The organism is Flavobacterium aeripolare (assembly GCF_013294025.1).
GTDB lineage: Bacteria > Bacteroidota > Bacteroidia > Flavobacteriales > Flavobacteriaceae > Flavobacterium.
This window is the reverse complement of record NZ_JABSNL010000003.1, coordinates 138,294-164,099: the sequence shown is the minus strand read 5'-3', so window position 1 is coordinate 164,099 and position 25,806 is coordinate 138,294. Positions and strand designations below refer to the sequence as shown.

Here is a 25,806-nt window from a genome sequence, read left to right as displayed (position 1 = left end):
TCTTTTACAATAGGTCAACTTTTAAATAATAGAAATCCCAATCCAGTGCATGATAAGCATTATTACAGCAGTTGCTCCAAAACTACACAAAGTAAGAATACGCCAATAGACAGAGCGTCCGTTTCCAAATCTCCAAATTCTTTCACCAGCTTCTTCTCTGTTTGATTTCAAAGTTAATTTCGACAAGATATATGTTGACATAATAAAAATAAAAACAGCAATCATCCAAAATTTTATCATCATAATCGTTTTTAAATATCGTTAGAATCTTTTGTTATTTTGACACTACTAGTTATCTTTTTTAAAACATTTTTTAAAAATTCCATGAGCTATAAAATCAATTTTGGTAAAGATAAAACTGCTTTTACTTTACGATAGTTTAGATTAAAGGTTTATGTTTTTTTGTACGAAGTATTGAGCTACAACGAATCATATTGATTTCCATAAAGTATCAAAAAATAATATCAATAATAAAAATAATAAATTAAGTACTAACCTGAATATCACTGATGCTATTTTTACATTATGATTTCCTTCCATTTTTTTAATCTTCAGTTTATGAAATAGTAAATAAAAAAGTATGATGAAGTTTATTATAAAAGGTATGGTCGAGATATACTTGATTGATAATTGTAAGTTTGCATTTCTCTCAACAAAATCTAAGATATAACCAATCATATACAAAACATTTACAATTTCTGATAAACGGTGATTCAATTTAATCTGGTTGTCCATAAATAGGTTCTTAATATTCGGTTAGTTTGGTAACACAGTTTTTAAAATCATACATCATTAATACAATATCAACATATCCAAGATATCGTTTACCAATTAACGTTATAGCCCTTTCATTGTTTCAACAACTCCTAGAGCCAGAGCATTTGTTTATAGTGATCTTAGACCGCTTGTAGCTAATGCAAAGCTTGAGCAGTTTCTGGATCTATCCCAATTACCACCTTGGTATTGAGAGTGAAAATTAAGGATTAAAAATGCTAATTCCAATGAATTTTAGCTAGCTTAAAATGGCTATTCTCCATAAGTTTTATAGGTCCATTTCAACCATTTCAGCCCTTGCTCCAAATCGGATTGGTAAAATGCTTGTTCCTATTCCTTTTGAAATATACATTTTTGGCTCAGATTCTTTATACCAGCCTTTTAAATATCTTCCACTTCCTTTAGGTTTGAAAGGAACAATACCTAAAAATGTTATCTGTCCCCCGTGCGTATGACCAGAGAGGACTAAATCAATATTTAAATTTCCCTTTTGTTTTGTGATTATATCTCTGTGTTCTGGACAATGTGATAACACAATATTGGTTTCAGATTCTTTTAGATTTTCAACTGCTTTTACAAAATCAGCGCTTCCAGCAACAAAATCATCAATTCCGATTATTGAGATTTTACGATTTTTAATCGAAAGTGTCCTATTTTCGTTTATCAATAATTCACAATTATTTATAGAAAAAATACGCTTAAGCTCTGTCAGATCCACATTTCCCCAATATTCCCAATTTCCAGTTATCGCATACTTTTTAATCGAATGATCAATTAACAAGAGGAACTCGTTTAATGAATCTATTTTTTCAGTTTTGTCAACAGAATCTCCAGTGATGAAAATTAAATCAGGGTTAATTGAATTGATTTTTTTTGCGATTGATTTATGAAAATATCTTAATTGGTCGAAATGCAAATCTGAAATTTGAACAATTTTTATTTTATTTTTTTCCGACTTTGAAATGTCAAAATAATTCCAATCAATAACATATTTCTCAAACCAAAAAGCATCCAAAAGAACTAATCCAATTGAGGCAAATATCCCTGTTTTAATAAATTCTCTTCTGCTTAATTTGCTCATTTTTTATTCAATTATTGGTAGCGTTTTGGCATTTAGCGATGTTGCGAACTACGTAATCGATTATTTTCCGCTAAAGATAAAATTTCCTGCGAAAGATAAACGTGAATTTACCTCATATTTCGCCATTTTTGCAATTGGCTGTTAACAGCAGTTATTTCAATCCCAATTGTTTAAAAATAAGTGCGAGTATCAACATAATAAGAGTGAAAGAAACAAATCCGAAAATACAACAGAATATTGATTTAACATAATTTGTAATTTTTTTCTCTCCAAAAAATTGTCCAATAGACCAAGCAACATATAAATATCCAATAACAACACCTACAAAGGCAATGGAATTGTTTTTAAATAAAAAACCTATTAATGAGAAACTCAATAATATTAAAAATAATTGTCCAAAAGAATAACACAGCAAAATTGTAATTTCATAAATGTTGTATTTATGTTTTTTAAAAAACAACATTGTCCATAATGCGATTAAAAATCCAAAAAAGAGTGAAGCATAACCAACATGATTATTTAACCAATTATTAAGAGCTTCTTTTGATAAATATGAGTCTATACTTCCGTTTCCAATATTGAAGTATTGATATTCAATATGTAAAGAGTGAAGTACTAGAGTAAATATCGTAGTGGAAAATATTAAAAAAATTAGAGGTTTGGTAACTTTGCTTCTGTCTTCAAAAATAAAATTCCTTACTAATTTCCCTGGACTTATAAAAAGTTGTTTTACGGTAAACAAAAAACCACTCTCAAGATGTAAAAGATGTTTTATTTCATGAATAATATATAACGAATCGATCCGTTTCAATTTTTTATTTTCCTCAAAACCCTCAATTTTCCCCATATAAATAGACTCTTTCTAGTTTTTGTAATATAATTTCTGCTAACATGTCGCGGCTTGCAGAAGCGGCGAAGCTCGTGACCGATTATTTTTGGTTAAGATAAAATTTCTTGCGAAGTAGAATTGTGAATTTTCCATATACTTCGCTATTTTTGCAAACCGCTGTTGTGCGATCGACCATTCTTTCTCGTAATTATTAATTAATTACTGGATAGGTATAATTTCACTTTTCCCAGATTTAGTTGACCAATTTAATTGCCATACTCTACCATCTATTTGATCTAGAAGAAAGAAATTCCAACTATTATTAGTAGAATATAGTGTAAACCTATTATCTACTTCATTTTGTTTTTCTACTAACGATGAACTATTTATAGGAGTTTCCAATTGATTAGATTTTTTTTGATTAAGTTCAACTTGCCACATTTGTCCAGTTTGAGTGTTCAATTTTATAAAATGCCATACATTTGCAGTTGGAAACATTCTATATGTTTTAATATAATTTTCATTTATTTGTTGTAAATCATTTTGTTTTTTTTCAATTTGAGCTTGCGCATACAAATTAATATTCAATGTCAATATGATTACTAAAATTATATATTTTTTCATTTAATTGTAATTTTAATTGTTTTTCTTAATTTTTGTATTTATCTGATGCATAAGGTTTTGCCGCTTTGTGAGGTTGCAAACTTCGTAGCCGAGATTTTCGACTAAGATAAAATTTTTTGCGAAAGAGAATCGTGAATTTACCACATATTTAGCCGTTTTTGCAAACCGCTATTGTGCGATCGGTTTTATATTGTTCTATTTTCCTTTTCTGCTTTTTTATCTAAATAATTACCGATTAAAAGTCCTGCAATCATTCCGATTGGCATACCGATAATCACACCTAGACCGATGTTACCAAGGGCTACTCCAAGTGGCAATCCAAATGGCAATCCAAGAGGAATTCCTAACAACATATAACGTTTCTGAAATGTTTTTGTTTTAACAAGTTTGAAATTTTCTTCTATAAAAGTTTGTAAATTTGATATTTCATTTAAATGTTTAGTATTATAAATTATATTATTTTCGGGTGTTTTGTACGGTATTTCATTAATTACATATTCTACTTTGGACTTTAGTTCTTCATTTGCTGAAATAATTCCGTTTTCAATTTTTAAAATTAAATTGTTTAAGTATTTGTAACTTATATTTTCCTTTTCCTGACTTGAATAGTTTTTAGTTTTAATTTCTAAAACTTCTTTTAGTTTTTCTGTCCAATTTTTCATGAAATTATTTTTTTAAATGAATATCTTGTCTAGAATGTACTTTCTCTAAACTGACGCACAACGTGTCGCGGCTTGCGGAAGTGGCGAACTTCGTGACCGAGATTTTCGACTAAGATAAAATCTGTTGCGAAAGATAATCGTGAATTCACCACATATCTCGTCATTTTTGCAAACCGCTGTTGTGCGATCGTTATTCTTTTAATAGCTCCTCTAAACTATCAAATTCCAAAAATGAAGCTAATTTATTGGGTAAAAAATTCTCTTCAAAGTTTTCAATTTCATTTAACTTATTCCAAATTCCTAAGCTATTTTTATCGTTACTTTCATATCCTAAAACACTTTCAAGTTTCGGAATATTAAAGTGTAAATTATTCAAGTTAGCACTTTTTATTAAGTTCCAATTTGTCGTTATCATTCCTCTATTAGCACTGTTTTTATCAAGATATAAATTGCTTTCTTTTAATTCTGTCAAATTTTCAAAATTATCTAATTGAGTTATGAAATTGTCTTCAAAATCTAAATCATTGATAACAAAATATTCTAGACCAAAATGTTTACATAAGTCAATCAATAATAAAGCAGTTGCTTTACCGTGATGTGGAATTATGCTAATATTTCTAAAATTTAAATATGATTTTGCATAATTTATGTCATTTATTAAAGTCATAACTGTTTTTTCAATTGCGAAATTATATGCAAGTAAATCATTAGGTCCTTCTACTAAAATTACTTTTCTACTAAAAAGTATTTTATTCAAATTTGGTTCAACCGATTTTATAAAACTATTATAATTTTCTAATGATATGATCGGTTTAATGGTTGGTATAAAATCTTCAAGATTGTTATATTTATTTATAGTTCGTTTTTCATTTTCATCAAATTCTACTCGAATAATACTTTTTGTATCAAAGATGTCTATCATTTTGTCAGAATGTGTTGTATAAATTACTTGATGACCTTTAGAGGCTAAAGGGCATAAAACCATTTTATAGAAATATTCTTGATGATTTTCGTGTAAAAAACTTTCTGGTTCTTCAAACAAGAAAAGACATTTATCTTCAGTATTAGTTTCGGCAATTGCTTGAATTACGGCCATAACAAACATTGAGATGTAACCATCTCCAAATTGATCAATGGGAATTTGTTTTTCATTATTTCCGTTTAGTCCAATTTTAAATATCATTTGAAGAAATATATCTTCATAATTTGGCAAGCCAAATTCAACGTGACAGTTATTATTTCTTAAGTTGTTTGTATAGTTTAATTTAATATTAGAAATAAATTTTTTTAAATCAGAGTTTTCTAAAACAGATTCAGTAGCTTTTTTAGTTTCAGTATTAAAAGCTTCTTTTTTACTTGACATTTCTAAATCTCCGTCAACTAATTTTTTTATATGTTTGGCTAAAAATGAAGTTAAATTTCCCCAACTTGTTTTTTTTGTTGAAATTTCTTCTTTTATGTTATGAAAATTAATGAAAAAAATATTAAAGTATTTATTTGCTCCAAATGCTTCCCAATTTTTATCAGTATAATTTGGCTTTAATGATGCAATTTTTGCGCCTTCAATTTCAAAACCATCGGTTTGGATTTCTAATCTATTATATCCATTTAAGTTAGCTAATTTACCATCATATTTGGGTACTGTTGTACTTTCTGTTAAGGAAATAATTTCTGGAATATTTATAATGTCACGATTATAAAAATCATTTATAGAAAATGTTTCTTTTGAAGTGAATTTATTTCCTATACTGTAAAGTATTGAATTCATTAAATTAGTTTTTCCTGAATTATTATAACCAATAATTGATATTGGTTTTAAATATTCATTATCAGGAAATCTAAATACTTGACGATCTTTAAACGATCTGTAATTTTTAATTGAAATAGTTTTAATTCGAATTTCAGACATAATTTTTCATCTCGTTTTTTTTATAATGTCGCACAACGTTCCCGCGCTTGGCGTCAGTTGCGAACTCCGGAACTGATTATTTTCAACTAAGATAATATTTCTTGCGAAACGTGAATGTGAATTTAGCACAAAATTCGCAATTGCGCCAAACGTGTGTTAGCAGACGTATTTATAATTCTATACTATCAATTTGGAAAATATTTGGGGATATTTTATCATCGGTATTTTCAATTAAAAAATCAATACTTACAGGTAAATGAGGTGAATTAGCTGATAAACCTAAACTAACAATTTGTCCAGTAAATACGTTTCCTTCTTCTTCTGTTGATTTAATTTTAAATGGTTTTTTTAAAGTAATTTTTATTTTAGAATTCATTAATTCCTCAAAATCACTTGTTCTATAATTTTCTATAGTTTGGCTATTAATCATATTTATTTGCAATTAATTTTAATTTTTTCATATGCTTCTGAATTTCCAAGTTCTCCCGATTTTGATAAATCTTTACATCCTTTTTCTTTTTGACCTAGTTTGATGTAAACTAAACCTCTTAAAAAATACGAGTTGTCATTTTCTTTTAATTCAATTGCTTTGTTTAAATCTTTTAAACTTTTATCATAAATAGCTAAATTGTAATAAATTTCTCCTCTTGTATCCCAAATAAACCATTCTGTTTTATCAAGTGCTAATGCTTTTTCAACAAAAGGCAAAGCTTCTTGGAATTTTTTAAGTCTAACTAAAGTATATGCTTTGTTATTATAAACTGTTGCATATTTATTATATTGTAAAGGATAGTTAGAGTTTAACTCAATGATTTTTTCATAGTCAGATATAGCACCATAGAAATCATTTAATTCTGTTTTTGCTAAAGCACGATAAAAAATCACATCTGTGTTATTTTTGTCATTTTCTAAATATTTAGAAAAAGTAGCTACAGATTTAGCAAAATCTTTTTCTTCATAATACTTAAAGGCAACTTGGATTAAGTTTTGTGATGAATTATTTGTTGAAGTTTGATTTTGTTTAGTTTGATTTTCTTTATTTAGTTTTGCAACATAAATGTTATAATCTGAAATTATTTCTCTTATTGCATTTTCTGTTTGTTGTAAATATTGGGTTGCTTTAGATAAATCTTTATCTTCAATTTTCACAAGGTCATTATATTCTTTATTAAATCTGATAATAAATGATTGTTCTGTTACTTGTGGTTTTAATTCTAAAATCCAGTTTTTTAAAGAATATAAATATTTTTGATTTTCATTATATTTATTACTTAAATTTTGAGGAACAACCATCATTTCACTTAATGTCATAGGTGTATATGTTGAAGTTGATGATTGTGAATATCTATTTTGTGAATAGGATAAATTACTTAAAAATAGTAATGTTAAGATTATTTTTTTCATATTTCTTGTTGATTAATGTTTCGTTTTTCTAATATGTCTGCTAACTATCGTATACACGAAACAAACCTTCGCAAACCCACTCAATAATCGCCGTATTAACGAAGTTTTATCTTGTAGTATAACTAATCATAAAAGTATATTAATTCGAACTATAAATCCTATAAAAAAAAAACATTTTTTTTAAAATTCAAGAGTACTGTTTGTTTGAAATACAAGGTACAAAACAACCATTCTCAATAAAGAAACAAAAAAAATCCGCAACAAACTGCTGCGGATTTTTAGTATTGTATCTGAAAGTTACATTACTCTATTTCGAATAGTAATACTTGCGTTTTCTGTTTGTCGGAGAAGTTGTTGTCTGAGACGAAAAGGATTGATTGTTTGCCATTGGCTAATTTGGGACCAAAAGTTATTCCTTCGATATTATCAGTAAAGATACCCAGATCATCCATGTTTAAAATGAGCTTTTTTGTGGCTAGTTTCACACCTTGGTTTTGTAATGAGACAACGTCTTTCACATTTGTAGCTTCGGTAAAATCACATAAATAAACTTTGATTGTGCAGGCTTGTTTCCCTACAGAGTACGAACGCTCTACAACCAATAATCTGTTGGGTTCGTAGTATTGAATTGACGAAATTCCGTTTACTGCAAAACCAGTATGAGGATTTGGTGCTATGGCGATAGGGTCTAGTAAATAACCGTATTGTGCTGTGTTGGTGTTGCTTTTAGTATCAAATTCAAATAGGCGAATCATACCCCCTTTGGCAGTAGTCGCTTGGTTGTCGTCTTCATACAATGGCTCTTCGACATTAGTATATAGGGTACTGAAATCTTTGTTGAAAGTAATGCCTTCTAGCACACCATTGCTACGTGGTCCTTTTTCCTCTTTTTGCATGTTGAGGTTTGCAGGTAAGTTAAATTCACTGATGAATTTTCCTTGTAGAGAGGCATTTTGCAAAGATGGGTTTTGGATCACAGCAAAATCTTTGGCAACTACTCTTGCGCCTTCGCTGCTCCATACCACTGATTTTGTTTTATCATTATAACGCATTTCTTCAGGGTCTATTGAGCTGTTTGGGTATTTCTCCCAGTTGGCATATTTATTTCCTGCCTTATCTTTTAGCGATACCACATCTTGAAATGTAATCGTATGCAAACTATCGGCTGCTATTTTAATTTTTGCGGTATAAAAGCGGGCGTCATTGTATACTGCTCTATCGTCGCAAATCAAATAATAGAGATCGTTTTTTTTATCATAATCAATACTCGATAAACCACCTACAACCGTATTTTTAAACTCTTGGTTAAAAGGTACTTCGATAGTGTTGATGTATTTGAATGTTGGATTTGGATTGTTGCTTACAGTAGATTGCACTGAAGAACAAGATGCCACTGCTAAGGGAAGTAATGCAAGGATGAATTTGCGCATGGAATATTATTTTAAATTTAGGAGATCGCCTTTTTGATTTTGATCTCTGAAATAGTTGATTTTATAATGGAACATTTCGGCCATGTTTTTAGCGCGCATTTTAGCTTCTTCAGCGATTGGACCTTGGAACAAAGTGTCGTTGGTTTCGATAAAAAGTTGCATCCAGCGATCAAAATGTTCTTTGTCAATAGGGAGGTGTTTGTGCGGAGGAAACGGACTGCCGGAGTAGGAATGCACCTCCAGTAAAACAGTCTGCCAAAAGCGGTACATTTTTTCTAAATGGTCAGGCCAACGATGCCCAATTTTCTCATTAAATATGGGTCCGATGAAATCGTCTTTTTGCACCTTATCGTAAAAAGTATCCACGAGAAGTTTAATGTCTTCAAAGCTTGATATGTCTTGTAATGCTGTCATAATTTAAAATAAAAATAGCCTACACAAAGGTAGGCCATTTAATATAAAAAGTGCTTGTTTTTTATTCCTGTGGAGGAAATTGCGCCAATATTTTAGCGACAAATTCGTTGATGCGTTGCTCTTTATCTGCTCTGTTTTCGGTAAGGTTTCCAACCCCTTTTCCTTCCCAGATTAGTTCTTTTTTCTTAGCGTCGATTAAATCGATGTATAAAGTTCCTTCTGTTGAGCTGCTTACAAAATTGCGACCGCCCCATAGATAAGGATTCCAACCAAAGCCCCATCCATAACCCCAACCAGCATTGAACTGGCTTACTTCTACCTTTTCTCTTTCTTTAGTGAAAATGTTAACTAGTAAATCTGGAGTTTCGCTTTTAGTCATTCCCATGCTGCTTAATTGGGTGTCAATAGCACGAAGAATTCTTTTCTTGTCAAATTCAGAGATTTCGACCTTGTCAATTCCGCTTTTATGGAAGGCATAGGTTTTGTATTCGGTAAAATTAGTGCCTTTGTCATAGTCGGCATTTACACGTACTGCGCTACATGCTGATAGCACTAAGAGGAGTATAACGGGGATAAATTTTAATGATTTCATAGTGATGTGTTTTAATATTTATGGGTACTTTTAATAATTGGGCAAGCTATAAGCGACTAAATCTGTCGTGTTCCTTAGTTAGAAAACAGTAATAATACAGCTTTTTTTCTATCTAAATTCAACGCCACAATACTGTTTAAAGTATATGATAATCTAACAGTTAAATCGCTGTAAAAGCACTGATGCTAAGTGATTTGCTGCTTTTTTATAATTATCAAGAATCGTACCAAAAAAACTGCGAATAAGGAATCAAAAATCAGCTTTTATTAATACTACTATTCAGTTTCCATCTACTGTAAACCGTCTTTAACAACTCTTGTATTGCTATAACTCAAAAAGTGCTTTTATTGCAAGCAGATGACAAAGCGAGTTTCAATGAAAGCAGCAGCAGTATTTATTTCTTGATTGTTCCTGTTTTTTTATCATAGCCATAGGGGCAGTGACGGCAGCCGCTTTTACAACAATAGCCTCTTTTTAAGTGGTGCTTTTCAGTAAAGCATTTGTAACCTTCAGGAGTGTAATAGAAATCTTCTCCTTCTACTAGTTTGTTCGGACTTTCTGATTCAAGCATTTTTTAATCTCTTATTTAATTTTGTAGTACTGGTGAAACTGACTTTCGATAAAAATCATTTCACTACTGCAAATTTAAGATTTTTAAAACGATTGTCTTTTTAGATTCCCACATAATTTTTAGTACTTTTAATCCCAATTATACAATTGCAAATGGTGTTAATAGTTACAAAAATTCTTATTCCTAGAGGGTATCGCGGTCTTACCATTTTTCCGTTTGTGTTTATCAGGTACAAAGAAGATCGTAAAAATGAGGTGCTGCTAAACCACGAGCGCATTCATTTAAGGCAGCAACTGGAGCTGTTAATTCTTCCTTTTTTTATATTTTACGGACTAGAGTTTGTCATTCGTTTATTCGAATATAAAAATTTTAACACCGCCTACCGCAACATTAGTTTTGAGAGAGAGGCTTATTCGAATGAAAAAAACCTACGCTATCTAAACGGTAGAAAGTGGTACTCCTTTACCAAATACCTTTTATAATTCGCTCTTTATTCGGGTATAAAGTGAGACTTTCTTTTTTATTTTCGAAAAAAAAAACTAACTGCTTGCAAGTGCATTATCCTAGTGGAATTGACCGCTATTTATACATAAGTCTTTACCTTTGAAAAAAAAAGTTGAATCAGGATCTCACCATACAATTACCACATGCTATTACGCTTACCGTTAAAAGGGAAGATTTGCTTCATCCGTTTGTTTCTGGAAATAAATTCAGGAAATTAAAGTATAATTTGCTCGAGGCAAAAAGCGTAAAAAAGAATGGTTTACTCACCTTTGGAGGGGCTTATTCTAACCATATTGCCGCTGTTGCTTATGCTGCTAGTGAAGCTGGTATGAGAAGCATAGGGGTGATAAGGGGAGACGAACTAGCAGATAAAATTCATGATAATCCCACACTTAAATTTGCGCAAGAATGCGGTATGGAATTTGAATTTGTATCTAGAGAAGCGTATCGCAATAAAAACGAAAAAGCCTACTTAGAGCAATTGCAAAACCGTTATGACGACTGCTATATCATTCCTGAAGGAGGTACAAATGCACTTGCTATAAAAGGCTGTGAGGAGATTTTGACTCCTGAAGATGCACAGTTTGATTACGTATGTTGTGCGGTGGGAACAGCGGGTACAATTTCGGGAATTATCAATAGTGCTTTGCCACATCAAAAAGTTTTAGGTTTTCCCGCTTTAAAAGGAGACTTTTTACAAGATGAAATTCGTATTTTTGTCGAAAATAAAAATTGGGAACTCATAACCAACTATCATTTTGGGGGTTATGGGAAAGTTACAGCCGAATTAATTGTCTTTATAAATCAGTTTTTTGAAGATACTGGCGTTCTTTTAGACCCAATTTATACTGGAAAAATGTTTTTTGGCGTTATTGACCTGATTACCAACAATTATTTTAAACCACAGTCTAAAATTTTGTTGATTCATACAGGAGGACTTCAAGGAATCCATGGAATGAATACCCTATTGAAAAAAAAGCAATTACCTTTAATAAATGGCTATGTTTAAAAAAATATTTCTTGTTATCATATTGGTTACCCTAGCAAGTTGCAACGCGACAAAAGCGCCTGTTAAGACCTCAAAATCCACAACTACGACCACTAGAAAACCAACAGTAAAAGGGAAGTCAACAAAGGTGTATAAGCCAGTTGTAAATACTAGAAATACTACGACAACGCGAGCAAGCAGTAGTGATGAGGTTATTGAGTCTACGTCAAGAACGGTAGTTTCTAACGATGTGATAGGAGACTACATTTTGCGTTATAGAAATATTGCAATGAGTAATATGAAAGCCTACGGAATTCCAGCAAGTATTATTCTAGCGCAGGCAATTCTAGAGTCAGGTGCAGGAAGAGGCGACTTAGCACAATCAGCTAATAATCATTTTGGGATTAAATGCCATGCAGGATGGACTGGGGACAGTGTAAAACATGATGATGACGCGAGTCAAGAGTGTTTTAGAAAATACGATGCAGCAGAAGAATCATTTAAAGATCACGCCACTTTTTTAACCGGTAGAAGCAGGTATTCTAATTTGTTTACTCTAGACAAAGACGATTATAAGGCTTGGGCCAAAGGTTTAAGAAAAGCAGGATACGCTACAGATCCTCGTTATCCAGACAAATTGATTTCGTATATTGAACGCTACGATTTAGGACAGTACGATGCGATGGTTCTAGGGAATAAATACATTCCGATGGACAATAATTCGGTTATAAGAACAGTGAGTACTTCTATTGCTTACAATTCTAATTATACTTACCACGAAGTTCAAAAAGGAGATACTTTGTATTCGATCTCAAAAAAATACAATCTCTTAGTAGCTGATTTAAAGCAGAAAAATAATCTTTCGGAGAATATCATTTCGATAGGGCAACGATTGATTGTAAAGTAATACCATTCGAACAAAAAATAAAAAACAATTATTACGATGTTATATAAAAGAAGTAGTCAGCTATTTGCTGAAGCAGAAAAAGTAATTCCAGGCGGTGTAAATTCACCTGTAAGAGCTTTTAAAGCAGTAGGAGGAACGCCTATTTTTGTAGAACGTGCAAGTGGAGCTTATTTGTATGATGCAGATGGTAACCGCTTGATTGATTATATCAACTCTTGGGGTCCTATGATTCTAGGACATGCATTTGAGCCTGTTGTGCAAGCTGTAATAGAGAAGGCAAAATTAGGTACTTCTTTTGGGATGCCTACAGAATTAGAGACTCAAATTGCGGCATTAGCTGTTGAGATGGTTCCTAATATTGATAAAATACGATTTGTTAACTCGGGGACAGAAGCTTGTATGAGTGCAGTGCGTCTAGCTCGCGGTTTTACAAAGAGAGATAAAATTATAAAATTTGCAGGTTGCTACCACGGTCATTCTGACTCGTTTTTAATTCAAGCAGGAAGTGGTGCGGTAACTTTTGGTTCGCCTAACAGTCCTGGAGTTACAGCAGGAACAGCAAAAGATACCTTGCTTGCAACGTACAATGATTTAGAGAATGTAAAAGATATTATCGCGGCAAATCAAGGAGAGGTCGCTGCCATTATTGTAGAGCCTGTTGCTGGAAATATGGGATGTATTCCTCCAGTAGAAGGATTTCTTGAAGGTTTGCGTGCGCTTTGTACAGAAAACGGTATCCAGTTGATCTTTGATGAAGTGATGACCGGATTTAGACTTGCAGCAGGTGGTGTTCAAGAACTGTTCAGTGTTAACGCAGATATTGTTTGTTTTGGGAAAGTAATAGGTGGTGGTTTGCCAGTAGGTGCCTTTGCAGCTCGTAACGAAATCATGAATTACCTTGCGCCATTAGGACCCGTTTATCAAGCAGGAACTTTATCAGGAAACCCACTAGCAATGGCTGCAGGTTTAGCAATGCTACAAACATTACACAATGATAAGGCTATTTTTGAAAGATTAGATGCTAAAACGGCCTACTTACATGAAGGTATCGAGAAAGTATTAAAAGCAAACAATGTGGTGCATACCATTAATAGAATAGGTTCTATGATATCAGTGCATTTTGATGCCGCTCCAGTGGTTGATTTTAAATCAGCTGCAAAGGGGGATAACGAAACCTTTAAAAAGTTCTTCCATGGGTTGTTGCAAGAGGGAATTTATATCGCGCCTTCGGCATACGAAACCTGGTTTATAACAGATGCGCTTACTTATGAAGACTTAGACTTTACAATTAAAGCAGTAGATAAAGTGAGTAAAACATTTTAAACGAAAAAACTTCCGGCTCTCACCGGAAGTTTTTTTTTATTTCTGCATTTGTCTTTGAGTAGACTTACCACGAGTAGACTTGTCATGAGAAGCTACCTCTGTACCTTTTTTATGCATTCTTCTGCCACGTTTGTGGTGCTTAGCATTCATAGTTTCCCACTTTGAAAACTGCTCTGCATTTAAGATTGATTTCATCTTCCCTTTCATAGCGATTTGCTCGTCTAGCATTTTAGACTTCATTGCAAAGCGTTCGTCTGCTGATGGTTTTGTTTTAGCCTCTTTTTTCATTTTGTGCTCTTGCATCATTGCTTCTCTTTTAGCTCTTTTTTCTGCAATGACACTTTTCATTTGATCTTGCTGTTTTGACGTTAGATCTAGTTCTAAGGTCATCTTTTTTAACATCAAATCATTTTGTTGTGCTGGAGTAAATTTTTCCATTCTCTCTCTCTTTGGCTGGTCTTTTTTATCCTGCGCAAAGTTGGCTATACTAACTGCTAATAAGGCAGCAATAAATAATTTTTTCATTTTTGTTGTTTTAAAGTTATAATGATAAGACAGCGATAACTCATAAAGGTTTAATGCTTAACAAAACTTTAATAATAGTGCGATTTTTATGATGTGTATTTTAGATTTCAGTATTATATTTGCGCTGTGAAAAAAATTGCAGTCATAATCCTATTAGTCTTGTTTCTAAAACCGATTTTTCCGGTTATAGACTATGCTGTTAATTACGACTATATCACAGAGGTGCTTTGTATTAATAAAGCCAAACCAGAACTGCATTGTAATGGAAAATGTCACCTGATGAAAGAGCTTGCAAAAGCAGCTGACGATGACAAACCACTTACATCAGATAAGAAGCAAAATGCAAACCAATTAGTCGATGTTATTGTTGCCGAGGTGATTTCTTGTCACTTTGCAATTTTAGACTTTACTCCTTCAAAAAGCAGTATAAGTAGGTATGCTAATCTCTATTCTCATTTAGATTGCGACGCTATTTTTCATCCCCCAATTTTTCTTTCTTAATTACATACAAGCAAATTGTTGTATCCCTGTATTCTTTGGCGAAAGCCAAAAGAACAAGCAGCGATGTGATCTGTTTTTAAAAAATTATATAAAGAAAAATAAACATAAAGAATGAAAAATTTAGTATACAAAGCCTTAGCTGTTTTAGCTTTGAGCGCAGCATTTACAGCATGTTCAAGTGATGATGAGGCTATTGCAGGAACAGGAAATTTAGGGTTAGAATTTGATAACTCATTTGCAGGAAATGATTTAATATTAGACACGCAAGCAAATACTACTGCGAGTAACGAAGTCTTAAAAATAAGTTCAATAAAATACATCGTTAGCAATATTGTTTTAACCACAGAGGATGGCACGGTGTTCACCTACCCTAAAAGTAGTAGTTATTTTATCGTAGATGAAGCAGATGCGTCAACACATGTATTAAACTTAAAAGACATACCGGCGGCTAATTATACTAAAGTGACTTTTGGGATAGGAGTAGACGAGGAGCAGTACAAAACAGGTGCAAATGGTCAAGGTGATTTTCTTGCTACAGCTGATGCTGCTGATATGTTGTGGGGATGGTCTGCAGGCTACAAATTTTTAGCATTTGAAGGTACTTTTACATCTTCTGAATTCACAACTCCAGTTGCGTTTAGAGTGCACACGGGGCAAACAGCTACTGCTTACAATTACACCACTGTTTCTCTTGATTTAAATAGCAAAGCACTAGTGAGAGAGACGATTACGCCTCAGGTTCATATTAAAGCCGACCTCGCGAAGATTTTAAACAGTACAAATGCTATCAAGTTATCTGATAATAATCCTAATGAAACAGGTGCAAACATCATGGGAGGAGTTAATCTATCGTTGATCACAGCAAATATTGCTACAATGTTTACTGTAGACCACGTACACAACGATTAATTTCATTTTTAGGAGCACAAGAGTTGGTTTATCAAGCACATTAGTCCCGTCTTCCGCTGTATCTTTTTTTGAAATAAAAAAAAGGATGCCGCTGCAACCGGGGCTAGGCGACAACTCTTGTGGTTCTTTTAAAATTTACAACCATGAAAATCAACTATTTTCTTTGGCTACTAATTCCGCTTTTGCTGAGTTGCTCTAGTGAGGAAGAGGAGTATGTGAACCTGCCATTAGACTTTGCGGTTCCGTCAAATTTTCCCAATCTGCAATATGATATTGCTGCAAATCCACCTACAGAGAAAGGTTTCGAACTAGGGAAAAAATTGTTCTATGATGGGCGATTAGCTTCAGATGGATTAGTCTCTTGTGGGTTTTGCCATATTCAAGCCGACGCGTTTACACATCATGGGCATACAGTCAGTCATGGAGTTGATAATGCCCTGGGCACGAGAAACGCTCCTTCGATTCAAAACCTAGCCTACCAATCTATATTTATGTATGATGGTGCGGCGGGCCACTTAGATCTGCAACCTATAATTCCGTTGACAAGCGAAATCGAAATGAACGGTGATTTGACTGCTATTCTTGCCATGATGAAATCAGACAAAGAATATCAAAACTTATTTAAAGCTTCTTTTACTGACGGCACCGTTTCTATAGAGAACATGCTTAAAGCACTATCGCAGTTTATGGTAATGCTAACATCATCTAATTCCAAATTTGACCACTACAGGCGCAATGAAGCGGGTGGAGAACTGACTGTAGAGGAGCGCGCAGGCTATGCATTATTTCAAACAAAATGTGCCTCATGTCATGCTGCTGATTTACAAACAGACGATTCTTTCAGGAACAACGGCTTAGCGATTAATCCTTTAATAAATGATGTAGGACGCTATAGAGTTACTGAACTTGTTCAAGACTATTACAAATTCAAAGTACCTAGTTTGCGTAATGTTGAGAAATCAGCACCTTATATGCATGATGGAAGATTTGGAACTCTTGAAGCAGTTTTAGAGCATTATGCAACTGGAGTAAATGCGTCACCAACATTAGATCCTGTTTTACAAAAAGACGGAAAGATTGGAATTGCAATTTCTGCAGCAGAAAAATTGCAGTTAATTGCCTTTTTAAAAACACTAACAGACAATCAATATCTCAGTGATAAACGATTCTCAGAATATTAATACCATGAAAAATACATTAATAATATTTTTGGCTAGCTTGTGTTCGATTCAATTTTCGATCGCGGCACCTATTAAAGACAGTATTTCAAGTTTTACTTTTCAAAAATTACAATTAGACGCAGCCATGGATTTTGACTGCGATGCTTGTGGCTGTTCTGCAAGTGGAGGAAGTATGGGTTTTAGTTCGATGCTGAATTCAAATTTTGTGGGAGTACGCTACTTTCATCAGAGTTACTCGAGTAAAGATGGAATATTTAACAATTCACCATGGGTTGATGAAAATTTCAACACTACTCAAGTTTGGGCAAAAATTCCTGTTACAGACAAAATTCAAGTGACTGCATTAATTCCTTACCATTTTCATAACCGCGAATTAAGCACAGGAATTGAAAACATCAATGGATTAGGGGATATCACGGTTATGGCTACTTATTCTATTTTCAAAACGGTAAAAGACAGTGCAACGTTTGTGCATGACGTACAATTAGGAGGAGGAGTGAAGCTGCCTACAGGACAGTTCAAGGAAGCGAACAATGCTGGTACTGTAAATCAAAGTTTTCAGTTGGGTACGGGTAGTTGGGATTACCTATTATTAACTGAATACGTTATTAAAAGAAAAAACCTCGGTTTAAACAACATGCTTAATTACACCATCAAAACCGAAAATGATAAAAAGTACCAATTCGGGAATCAATTGAACTACGGTTCGACTTTATTTTACCTATTAGATTTCAATACAGTTCAGTTTGTTCCACAAGTTGGAATCGCAGGAGAAGTTTATGAGAGGAATAAGCAGTATGGGGAAAATGTATTGAATACTGCGGGAGATATATTGTTTAGTAAATTTGGTTTCGAACTAGGGAAGGATAGGTTTTCGTTAGGTGTTAATGCTATGCTGCCAATTAACCAGCATTTATCAAATGGTAAAATTGAAGCTAATTATAGATGGAGCGTTAATTTAAACTACAGTTTGTAAAATAAACACGCCAAGAAAGAAGGAACCCCTAAAAGCTACATGCTCTTAGGGGTTTTGTTTTATTGGTCTAGATCTAATTTTAGCTGGTCTGGTAATAGTTTAAAGGATAAGCGGTGGTATTTTGTTACACCGTATTTTGCAATTGCTGCCCGATGTTCTTTAGTAGGGTAGCCTTTATTCTTTTTCCAATTGTACATAGGGTATTCCTCGTGAATGCGATTCATGTATTCATCGCGATATGTTTTTGCTAAAATTGAGGCAGCTGCAATATTTAAATATTTTGAATCCCCTTTTACGATAGCCTTGTTAGGTATTGCGGCGAGTATTTCTTTTTCTTGATCCGTCAAAATTTTGCCGTTTTTATTTTCTCTCCACTTTTTCTGGATGAAAGCACTATTACCATCCACAATTACATATTGTGGCGCTGGATTTAATTTCAAGACACATTCTTGCATTCCCTTTATAGAGGCATTTAAAATATTGATTTCGTCGATTTCTAGAGGTTCAAGGTGCGTCACCGAAAATGCGACTGCATATTCCTCAATAATTGGTCTTAACAAGTCCCGAGCTTTTTCTGAAAGCTGCTTGCTATCTGTTAAGATATCATTAACAAAACCGTCAGGTAAAATCACTGCAGCCGCAGTCACAGGACCTGCTAAACAGCCTCTACCGGCCTCGTCTGCACCTGCTTCAATAATAAACTCAGAAAAGGTGTTTTGTAGCATTGTTAATTAAAGTTAAAATTGATATTAATTAATTGTAAAAGTACGAATTTTCAGAAAATGTGGTGATGATTGAAGATGAAATGGGCGTTTATGTGCATAATATGTTAAATGTTTATGGTCAAAAGGTAAATTTTATGACTTTTTAATTTCGTTTTTAAGATAATTTTAAGATGTTTGTAAGAACTAATTCAAATTCATTAAATATGAGATTAAAATTCAAATGGATTTTGACACTTTTAACAGTGTTAAGTATCCAGTTTTCTTTTGCACAAGAGAAAACAATTTCAGGAATTGTAACAGATAACTCAGGACCACTTCCAGGTGCGAATGTAGTTATTAAAGGAACAACAAGGGGAGTACAAACAGACTTTGATGGTAAGTACTCTATAAAAGCAAATACTGGCGATGTTTTAGTATTTTCTTTTATTGGGACTCAAGACAAGTCGGCAACAGTTGGTGCTTCAAATAAAATTAATATTTCCTTAGAGTCTTCAGCTAAATCATTAAATGAAGTAGTTGTTGTGGCTTATGGTAAGCAAACTGCTAAATCAATTGTTGGTTCAGTTGCAACCATCGATAGTAATGTATTGCTTAAGCAACAAGCTACTAACGTAATGACTGCGTTACAAGGAAGTGTTTCTGGGGTAAACATAATTGCAGCGGGTGGTATGCCAGGAGAGAGTCCTACTATACGTATTCGTGGTACTGGTTCAATCAATGCGTCAGCTGATCCTTTAATTATCTTAGATGGAGCTCCATTCAACGGTAATTTAAATGCTATTAGTTCTGATCAAATTGAATCTATGAGTGTATTAAAAGATGCATCTTCAACGGCTTTATACGGTTCAAGAGGAGCTAATGGAGTAATTCTTATTACAACTAAAAGAGGTAACTTTAATAGCGCACCAAAAATTGCAATTACGTCAACTACAGGTTTTGCTAACAATGCAGTGCCATTGCACAAGATGGTTGGTTCTGATAGATACATGCAGTTAAACTGGGAGGCTATGAGAAATACTAATCAGTACATCAACGGTCAAGCTCCAGCTCTTGCTGGGACAAATGCTTCAAATGCATTGGTTACAAGATTAGGGTATAACCCATATACTGCTGCAACGCCTGTTGATGCAAATGGAAACTTAGTTACGACTGAGAAAAAATGGGATACTAACTGGGCTAATTTAATATTAGATAACTCAGCTGTTAGAACAGAACATACTTTAGCGTTGTCAGCAGGTAGCGAGAATACAAAATACTATTTTACTACAAATTACCTTTCACAAGAAGGAAATGTTACAACATCAAAATTTGATAGATTAAATACTAGATTAAGTATTGATACTAAAGTAAATGAGTGGTTAAAAAGTGGAGTGACAATGTTTTATTCGACTTCAGATCAAAACTTTCCTTCTCAAAGTGGTACTAGTTATCAGAGTGCTGTACAGTTTATTTATAATGTACCTTCAATTTATCCAGTTTACAGAAGAGATGGAAATGGTGATTTGTTATTAGATGGTAAAGGTCAAAAACAATTTGACTACGGTGCAAACACAGGTCAATTAGTGAATGCTAGTCGTCCTACTTTTGAAAATGAAAATGCATTTGGTTCATTATACAAGTATGATATAGGGTATAAGAGAGATAACTTTACAGCAAACACGTATATTGAAGCAGCACTTGCAGAAGGGTTGTCATTCAAAACTACTATAGCTTTTGAAAAGTACATTTACGATTCATTCACTTACGCAAGTAGTGAAGTAGGGTATGCTTCTAATGTGAATGGTAGAGTTTCACAAGATAGAAATATTACTACAGGAGTAAATATTACCAATGCTTTAAATTATAAAAAGACATTTGGTGATCATACTTTTGGAGTGGATTTAATTCAAGAAGCTTATCAATTTAAAATTGACGCTTTAGGAGCGCAAGGAGAAGGATTTTTACCAGGTGTTACAGTGTTAAATGGTAGTACTACACCATCATCTGTTTCAGGTTATACTGCAAAGGATAGAATTTCTAGTTATTTAGGTCGTTTGAGTTATGACTACAAAGAAAAGTATTTCTTAGAAGGATCATTTCGTAGAGACGGATCTTCTAGATTTAACACTGATGTTAGATGGGGAAGCTTCTATGCTGTAGGAGGGTCTTGGATAATCTCAGAAGAAAATTTCTTAAAGGATAGTGAATTTTTATCGAATTTAAAAATTAGAGGTTCATACGGAGAGCTTGGAAATAATCAAGCACAAAGTTCTTCTGGAGCTAATTCTTATTTCCCTTACATCCAGTCTTTTGAAACAGGTTTTAACGAACTTACAAATACTGGAGTAGTTTTAGGAGGTCTTGTTGACAGAAATTTAACATGGGAGAAAACTGCTTCTACAGATATAGGATTAGATTTTGGATTGTTTAATAATAGAATTACTGGTTCGGTTGATTATTACAATAAAAAATCTATCGATTTACTTTACAATCAGCCAATTGCTGGTTCTACAGGGAACACTGGAATACTTACAAATGTAGGTGGTCTTAGAAACTACGGATATGAGTTCACTTTAAACTCTACAAATATCGAAACTCCATCGTTTACTTGGACTACAGGAGTTAATTTTTCTATTGATAAAAATGAAGTTACTGAGTTGACTCAAGGTAGTTTTGTAAATGGAACTAAAAGATGGGAAGTAGGAAAATCATTGTACGAATTCTTTATGCAAGAATGGGCAGGAGTTGATCCAGAAGATGGTTACGGAATGTGGTACAAAGACGTTTTAGATGTTGATGGTAATGCTACAGGTGAAAAAGTTACAACAAAAGTATATACAGACGCTACTAGAAACTATGTAAACAAATCATCTCTACCTAAAGCTGTAGGAGGATTAACAAATTACTTTAGATACAATAATCTTGATATGAACATTCTTTTTAACTTTAGCTATGGTGCCTATGTATACGATAGTACTTACGCGAGTTTAATGGAAGGATTTGAAACTGCTGGTAGAGCTGCTCATCAAGATGTTGAAAATCGTTGGCAAAATCCTGGTGATATCACAGATACGCCATTATTGTTAGCTTCAAATAATGACTTTAACAGTACATCTAGTAGATTCTTGTTCAAGAATAATTATGTGAGATTGAAAGCATTGAACATTGGTTATAATTTCCCAACTGATTTGGTTGAGAAAATGAATTTGAGCAAATTAAGATTGTATTTCCAAGCAGATAACTTATGGACTTACCAATCTCACAAAGGAATCGATCCTGAGCAAAGTTTTGCAGGAACTACTGATAGTAGATCATACAATCAAAGAGTTGTATCTTTTGGTGTTAATTTAGAATTTTAAAAAAAAAAATATGAAAAATATATTTATAAAAATATTCATAGCTTTTATGGCTTTGTTTATGACTGTAAGCTGTAGCGAAGAGTTTCTTGATGAACCTACCCCTACAGATACTGTTTCTCCAGAGGTTGTTTTTGGATCTAGAGCGGGTGTCGAAGCATTTATATCTGGAATTATGAGAAGATTTAGAGGACAATATGACTCTACTGACTCAGCTGGTTTAAACTCAATCTTCTATGCTAGAACTTTGAAAGGTAACGATATAATCCAGTCAAGCACTTGGTTTAGAGATGATTATGCAAATTCAAACCGTGAGCCTTCTTATAGAAGAACTAGGTTTACTTGGAATTATTGCTATTACATGATCAACCAAGCTAATTCATTAATCGCAGGTGTTGAAACTAGTGAATTAAGTGATGCTGATAAAAAAGAATTTAGTGCTTATGGATATGCATTGCGTGGTTTCTTTTATCACCAATTAGTATTAGAGTTTTCTACTGCTTATTCTTTGGATAAAAACTTCCCAGCTCCACCTATTTATACAGAGTCTGTTGCAGAAGGTAAGGCAATGACAACAGTAGATGAGGTATACAAGCAAATCGTATCAGACTTAACATTGGCCGTTGATGGTTTAACAGCTGATCGCTTAGGTAAATCTTACATTAACAAGAATGTTGCACAAGGTATTTTAGCTCAAGTTTATCAGGTAATGGGTAACTGGCAGGGAGCTGCAGATGCTGCAAAAGCGGCATACGGTGGAAATATTGCTACAACATTAAATCTTGACTATGCAAAAGGGTTTGACGATATTTCCAATTCTGAATGGATCTGGGGTAGTGCTCAAAGTACTGACCAATCTAATTATTATTGGAATGCTCCTGCATCAATGGCGGATCACTTTACTACATCATATTCTGCAACTTTCATAAATAGAAATTTTGTTGATTTGTTTTCAGCAACAGATATTAGAAGAGTTTTCGTTAAGAAAAGTGCAGCGATTACTGACTTAAATGATTACAGATACTGGATCACTCGTAAATTCACTTTTACTTTTGCAGGAGATAATGCTATTATGAGAACAGCAGAGATGATTCTAATCGAAGCTGAAGCAAAAGCGAGAATTCCTGGTAAGGAAGCAGAAGCGCATACTTTATTATATTATTTACAAAGTCAAAGAGACGTAAATGCTGTAAAATCTACTAATACTGGTACAGCATTAATCGAAGAAATCTTACTAGAAAGAAGAAAAGAATTATATGCTGAAATTGGAGTTGAGTGGTTTGATGCTAAGCGTTTGCAAAGAGCTATTACTAGAACAGGTAATCACCGCGTTGGTGCATCTGCTAGTTTGCTTGCAAATGACAAAAAATTCTACCTTAAAGTTCCACAGCCTGAAATTGATGCCAATCTTTTAATAGATGATTCTGTGAATGAAAATAGATAATTTTTAATCTATACTAATTTAAGCCCCCTCATTATTTAATAGTGAGGGGGTTTTTATTTAATATTGATTCTACTCATAACACTGTTTTTTTATAGCTTATTATCATTTACCTTTGTCGTTTTATATCCTGTTTCGTAATTGCTTATCTAATCTTATTTATAAATGAGAATTCTTAGTTACATATTTATACTATTGCTGCCATTTTTAACGCACTCTCAAGCTCGTCCCGTTCAACCATCAAGTGGAAATGGAGACAATAGAGTGTCTTCTGACTCTATCAAACCAGAAAAAATAGCTAACATTGATCAATATCGTTTTATCAACATTGATAGAGATACTACCTATCTAGATACATCTTTAACGATTCAAAGAGAGTACTCATTTAATTATTTGCATAAAGACAACTTTGGGTTACTAGCATTTCCTAATGAAGGTCAAACTTACAATACCTTACAATACGGACTTGATAAGTACAGCCCTTATCCAGAGATGGGTTTTAAAGCTAAGCACTTTAACTTTCTTGAGGCAAATGATATTAAATACAGTTCTGTTGCAACTCCTGTAACCGAATTATATTTTAGATCTGTAATGCAGAAAGGGCAAAATCTTGATGCTTTTTTTACTTTAAATATCAATCCAAGATTGAATTTTTCAATAGCTTATAAAGGTTTGAGATCTGAAGGACATTACATAAATCAATTAACAAGTACTGGTAATTTTAGGTTTACCTCTAGTTATAGCGCAAAAGATGATCGCTACGTTTTAAATGCTCATTATACGTATCAAGATATTTTAAATGAGGAAAATGGTGGTATCACGACAGTCTCTGACTTTGAGAGTGAGAATCCTGATTATGATAACCGAGAACGTTTAGAAGTTTATTTCACAGATGCACAATCATTTTTAAAAGGTAGAAGGTTGTTTGCAGACCACTATTTTAGAGTTAATTCTAAAAAAGGAAATAATAATTTATATGTGAACCATCAATTTAATTATGAGAATAAATTTTTTGAATTTAACCAGCCCACAGTTACTTCTACAATTGGTACGAGTTCTATTGTCAGATTTGGTGATGCATACAAGAATAGTGGAATCAATGATCAAACACATTATAATAAAATGTACAATAAAGTGGGCCTTACTTATGAAAATAGCACTTTAGGTAAATTTCAATTTTTTGTAGATGATTATCAAAGTAATTTTTATTATGATCAAATACTAATTAGAACAGATGGTACTATTCCTGCTTCCTTATCCCGCAATATTAATAGTGCAGGTGGACAGTATGATTATCAAAAGAATAAATGGACGGGTAAATTCTTGTATTCGAGATCGATCACAAACCAATCGTTGTCAAATCTAGATGCAAAAATGAAATATGATTTGAATGATGATTTTCAATTTAATTTTGAATATCAGAATCTGAATAAATTGCCAAACGATAATTATAATTTGTATCAAAGTAGTTACGTGGCTTACAATTGGTCTAATAACTTTAAGAATGAAAAGATTAATGAACTATCTGCTGAGGCTGTCACGCCTTGGTTAACAGCTTCTGCTAAATTCTCTACCTTGAATGATCATCTTTATTTTAATGACATTGCAACAAATGAGGTACAGCAAATAGTATCTCCTCAGCAATATGAGAAAACTATTAATTATGTTTCTCTTAAGTTAGGTCGCGAATTCAAATACGGTAAATTTGCCTTAGACAATACTTTATTGTTTCAGAATGTAAGTCAAGATGATGCTGTCTTAAACGTACCAAAATTTGTGACACGAAATACGCTTTACTTTACTGATTTTTTATTTAAGAAGGCATTATTTTTACAAACAGGAATTACTTTAAATTATTTCACTAAGTATTATGCAAATGAATACAATCCAGTCATTGGAGAATTTTTTGTGCAGGATAAAAAAGAGATAGGTGGTTATCCCAATCTAGATTTCTTTATCAACGCTAAGATTCAACGTACACGCATTTATTTTAAAGCAGAGCATTTCAACTCTTCGTTGACGGGCAACAATTTTTATGCATCACCTAATAATCCGTACCGTGATTTTATGTTGCGTTTTGGGTTAATATGGAATTTCTTTAATTAATAGTTTCATTATGTTTCGAATAATTTTTCACCTCTATTTGTAGGTGTAAGTGATTTATTCTCTGTTTTAGACTCGTATAATCCATAATTTTCTAT

25 protein-coding genes are annotated in these 25,806 nt (G+C 33.0%); 11 read left to right on the top strand and 14 right to left on the bottom strand.

The genetic code is table 11. The features are described 5' to 3' along the window. Positions 1-21: 21 nt before the first annotated feature. The 12 genes from HNQ00_RS05145 to HNQ00_RS05090 form a co-directional block, all read right to left on the bottom strand. Complete coding sequence (locus tag HNQ00_RS05145; protein ID WP_254598443.1) at positions 22-201, bottom strand: hypothetical protein; 180 nt, start codon at positions 199-201, stop codon at positions 22-24. An 841-nt stretch (positions 202-1,042) separates the two neighbouring features. Then, positions 1,043-1,855 (bottom strand): metallophosphoesterase, encoded by an 813-nt coding sequence (locus tag HNQ00_RS05140; protein WP_173837255.1) that lies wholly within the window; start codon positions 1,853-1,855, stop codon positions 1,043-1,045. Positions 1,856-2,006: 151 nt separating this feature from the next. Further along, a complete protein-coding gene (locus HNQ00_RS05135; protein ID WP_173837254.1) occupies positions 2,007-2,702 on the bottom strand; it encodes a DUF3667 domain-containing protein in 696 nt (231 codons plus the stop codon). Positions 2,703-2,903: 201 nt separating this feature from the next. Continuing rightward, entirely contained in the window at positions 2,904-3,308 is a 405-nt protein-coding gene (locus HNQ00_RS05130; RefSeq protein WP_173837253.1) for a hypothetical protein, read from the bottom strand. A 185-nt stretch (positions 3,309-3,493) separates the two neighbouring features. Further along, positions 3,494-3,970, bottom strand: a complete 477-nt coding sequence (locus tag HNQ00_RS05125) for a glycine zipper 2TM domain-containing protein (RefSeq protein WP_173837252.1) — start codon at positions 3,968-3,970, stop codon at positions 3,494-3,496. Between the two features lie 190 nt (positions 3,971-4,160). Further along, on the bottom strand, positions 4,161-5,879 hold the full coding sequence (locus HNQ00_RS05120; RefSeq protein ID WP_173837251.1) for an ATP-dependent nuclease: 1,719 nt from the start codon (positions 5,877-5,879) through the stop codon (positions 4,161-4,163). Positions 5,880-6,048: 169 nt separating this feature from the next. Beyond that, a complete protein-coding gene (locus tag HNQ00_RS05115) occupies positions 6,049-6,309 on the bottom strand; it encodes a hypothetical protein (protein WP_173837250.1) in 261 nt (86 codons plus the stop codon). A 2-nt stretch (positions 6,310-6,311) separates the two neighbouring features. Beyond that, on the bottom strand, positions 6,312-7,283 hold the full coding sequence (locus HNQ00_RS05110) for a tetratricopeptide repeat protein (protein WP_173837249.1): 972 nt from the start codon (positions 7,281-7,283) through the stop codon (positions 6,312-6,314). A gap of 302 nt (positions 7,284-7,585) precedes the next feature. After that, positions 7,586-8,713 carry an esterase-like activity of phytase family protein gene (locus HNQ00_RS05105; RefSeq protein ID WP_173837248.1) on the bottom strand — a complete coding sequence of 376 codons (1,128 nt, stop codon included), beginning with the start codon at positions 8,711-8,713 and terminating at the stop codon, positions 7,586-7,588. A 6-nt stretch (positions 8,714-8,719) separates the two neighbouring features. Then, positions 8,720-9,127 carry a group III truncated hemoglobin gene (locus HNQ00_RS05100; RefSeq protein ID WP_173837247.1) on the bottom strand — a complete coding sequence of 136 codons (408 nt, stop codon included), beginning with the start codon at positions 9,125-9,127 and terminating at the stop codon, positions 8,720-8,722. A gap of 61 nt (positions 9,128-9,188) precedes the next feature. After that, complete coding sequence (locus HNQ00_RS05095; RefSeq protein ID WP_173837246.1) at positions 9,189-9,719, bottom strand: DUF4136 domain-containing protein; 531 nt, start codon at positions 9,717-9,719, stop codon at positions 9,189-9,191. A gap of 394 nt (positions 9,720-10,113) precedes the next feature. Next, entirely contained in the window at positions 10,114-10,290 is a 177-nt protein-coding gene (locus tag HNQ00_RS05090; RefSeq protein ID WP_173837245.1) for a DUF5522 domain-containing protein, read from the bottom strand. 152 nt (positions 10,291-10,442) lie between these two features. Here HNQ00_RS05090 and HNQ00_RS05085 point away from each other — a divergent pair, with 152 nt between their 5' ends. The 4 genes from HNQ00_RS05085 to hemL all read left to right on the top strand — a co-directional run bounded on the left by HNQ00_RS05085 (position 10,443) and on the right by hemL (position 14,012). After that, entirely contained in the window at positions 10,443-10,772 is a 330-nt protein-coding gene (locus tag HNQ00_RS05085) for a hypothetical protein (protein WP_173837244.1), read from the top strand. Between the two features lie 134 nt (positions 10,773-10,906). Beyond that, the gene (locus HNQ00_RS05080) at positions 10,907-11,803 is read left to right on the top strand and encodes a 1-aminocyclopropane-1-carboxylate deaminase/D-cysteine desulfhydrase (RefSeq protein ID WP_173837243.1); all 897 of its coding nucleotides are present in this window, start codon (positions 10,907-10,909) and stop codon (positions 11,801-11,803) included. Then, the gene (locus HNQ00_RS05075; protein WP_173837242.1) at positions 11,796-12,689 is read left to right on the top strand and encodes a glucosaminidase domain-containing protein; all 894 of its coding nucleotides are present in this window, start codon (positions 11,796-11,798) and stop codon (positions 12,687-12,689) included. Before HNQ00_RS05080 ends, HNQ00_RS05075 begins: the two co-directional genes overlap by 8 nt. A gap of 36 nt (positions 12,690-12,725) precedes the next feature. Continuing rightward, on the top strand, positions 12,726-14,012 hold the full coding sequence (gene hemL, locus HNQ00_RS05070) for a glutamate-1-semialdehyde 2,1-aminomutase (protein WP_173837241.1): 1,287 nt from the start codon (positions 12,726-12,728) through the stop codon (positions 14,010-14,012). A gap of 36 nt (positions 14,013-14,048) precedes the next feature. Here hemL and HNQ00_RS05065 read toward each other — a convergent pair whose 3' ends face one another. After that, complete coding sequence (locus HNQ00_RS05065; RefSeq protein ID WP_173837240.1) at positions 14,049-14,537, bottom strand: hypothetical protein; 489 nt, start codon at positions 14,535-14,537, stop codon at positions 14,049-14,051. 126 nt (positions 14,538-14,663) lie between these two features. Here HNQ00_RS05065 and HNQ00_RS05060 point away from each other — a divergent pair, with 126 nt between their 5' ends. From HNQ00_RS05060 to HNQ00_RS05045, 4 genes are all read left to right on the top strand, one after another. After that, positions 14,664-15,038, top strand: a complete 375-nt coding sequence (locus HNQ00_RS05060; RefSeq protein WP_371738857.1) for a hypothetical protein — start codon at positions 14,664-14,666, stop codon at positions 15,036-15,038. Between the two features lie 111 nt (positions 15,039-15,149). Further along, positions 15,150-15,947 (top strand): MbnP family protein, encoded by a 798-nt coding sequence (locus HNQ00_RS05055; RefSeq protein ID WP_173837239.1) that lies wholly within the window; start codon positions 15,150-15,152, stop codon positions 15,945-15,947. A 143-nt stretch (positions 15,948-16,090) separates the two neighbouring features. Beyond that, on the top strand, positions 16,091-17,128 hold the full coding sequence (locus HNQ00_RS05050; protein WP_173837238.1) for a cytochrome-c peroxidase: 1,038 nt from the start codon (positions 16,091-16,093) through the stop codon (positions 17,126-17,128). 4 nt (positions 17,129-17,132) lie between these two features. Further along, entirely contained in the window at positions 17,133-18,104 is a 972-nt protein-coding gene (locus HNQ00_RS05045) for a transporter (protein WP_173837237.1), read from the top strand. A gap of 59 nt (positions 18,105-18,163) precedes the next feature. Here HNQ00_RS05045 and HNQ00_RS05040 read toward each other — a convergent pair whose 3' ends face one another. Then, positions 18,164-18,829: a ribonuclease HII gene (locus tag HNQ00_RS05040; RefSeq protein WP_173837236.1), complete on the bottom strand. Its 666-nt coding sequence runs from the start codon at positions 18,827-18,829 to the stop codon at positions 18,164-18,166. Positions 18,830-19,032: 203 nt separating this feature from the next. Here HNQ00_RS05040 and HNQ00_RS05035 point away from each other — a divergent pair, with 203 nt between their 5' ends. From HNQ00_RS05035 to HNQ00_RS05025, 3 genes are all read left to right on the top strand, one after another. After that, positions 19,033-22,167 carry a SusC/RagA family TonB-linked outer membrane protein gene (locus tag HNQ00_RS05035; RefSeq protein WP_173837235.1) on the top strand — a complete coding sequence of 1,045 codons (3,135 nt, stop codon included), beginning with the start codon at positions 19,033-19,035 and terminating at the stop codon, positions 22,165-22,167. 10 nt (positions 22,168-22,177) lie between these two features. Then, complete coding sequence (locus HNQ00_RS05030) at positions 22,178-23,608, top strand: RagB/SusD family nutrient uptake outer membrane protein (RefSeq protein ID WP_173837234.1); 1,431 nt, start codon at positions 22,178-22,180, stop codon at positions 23,606-23,608. Positions 23,609-23,770: 162 nt separating this feature from the next. Beyond that, positions 23,771-25,711, top strand: coding sequence for a putative porin (locus HNQ00_RS05025; protein ID WP_173837233.1), 1,941 nt, complete (start codon positions 23,771-23,773; stop codon positions 25,709-25,711). Positions 25,712-25,806: the final 95 nt, after the last annotated feature.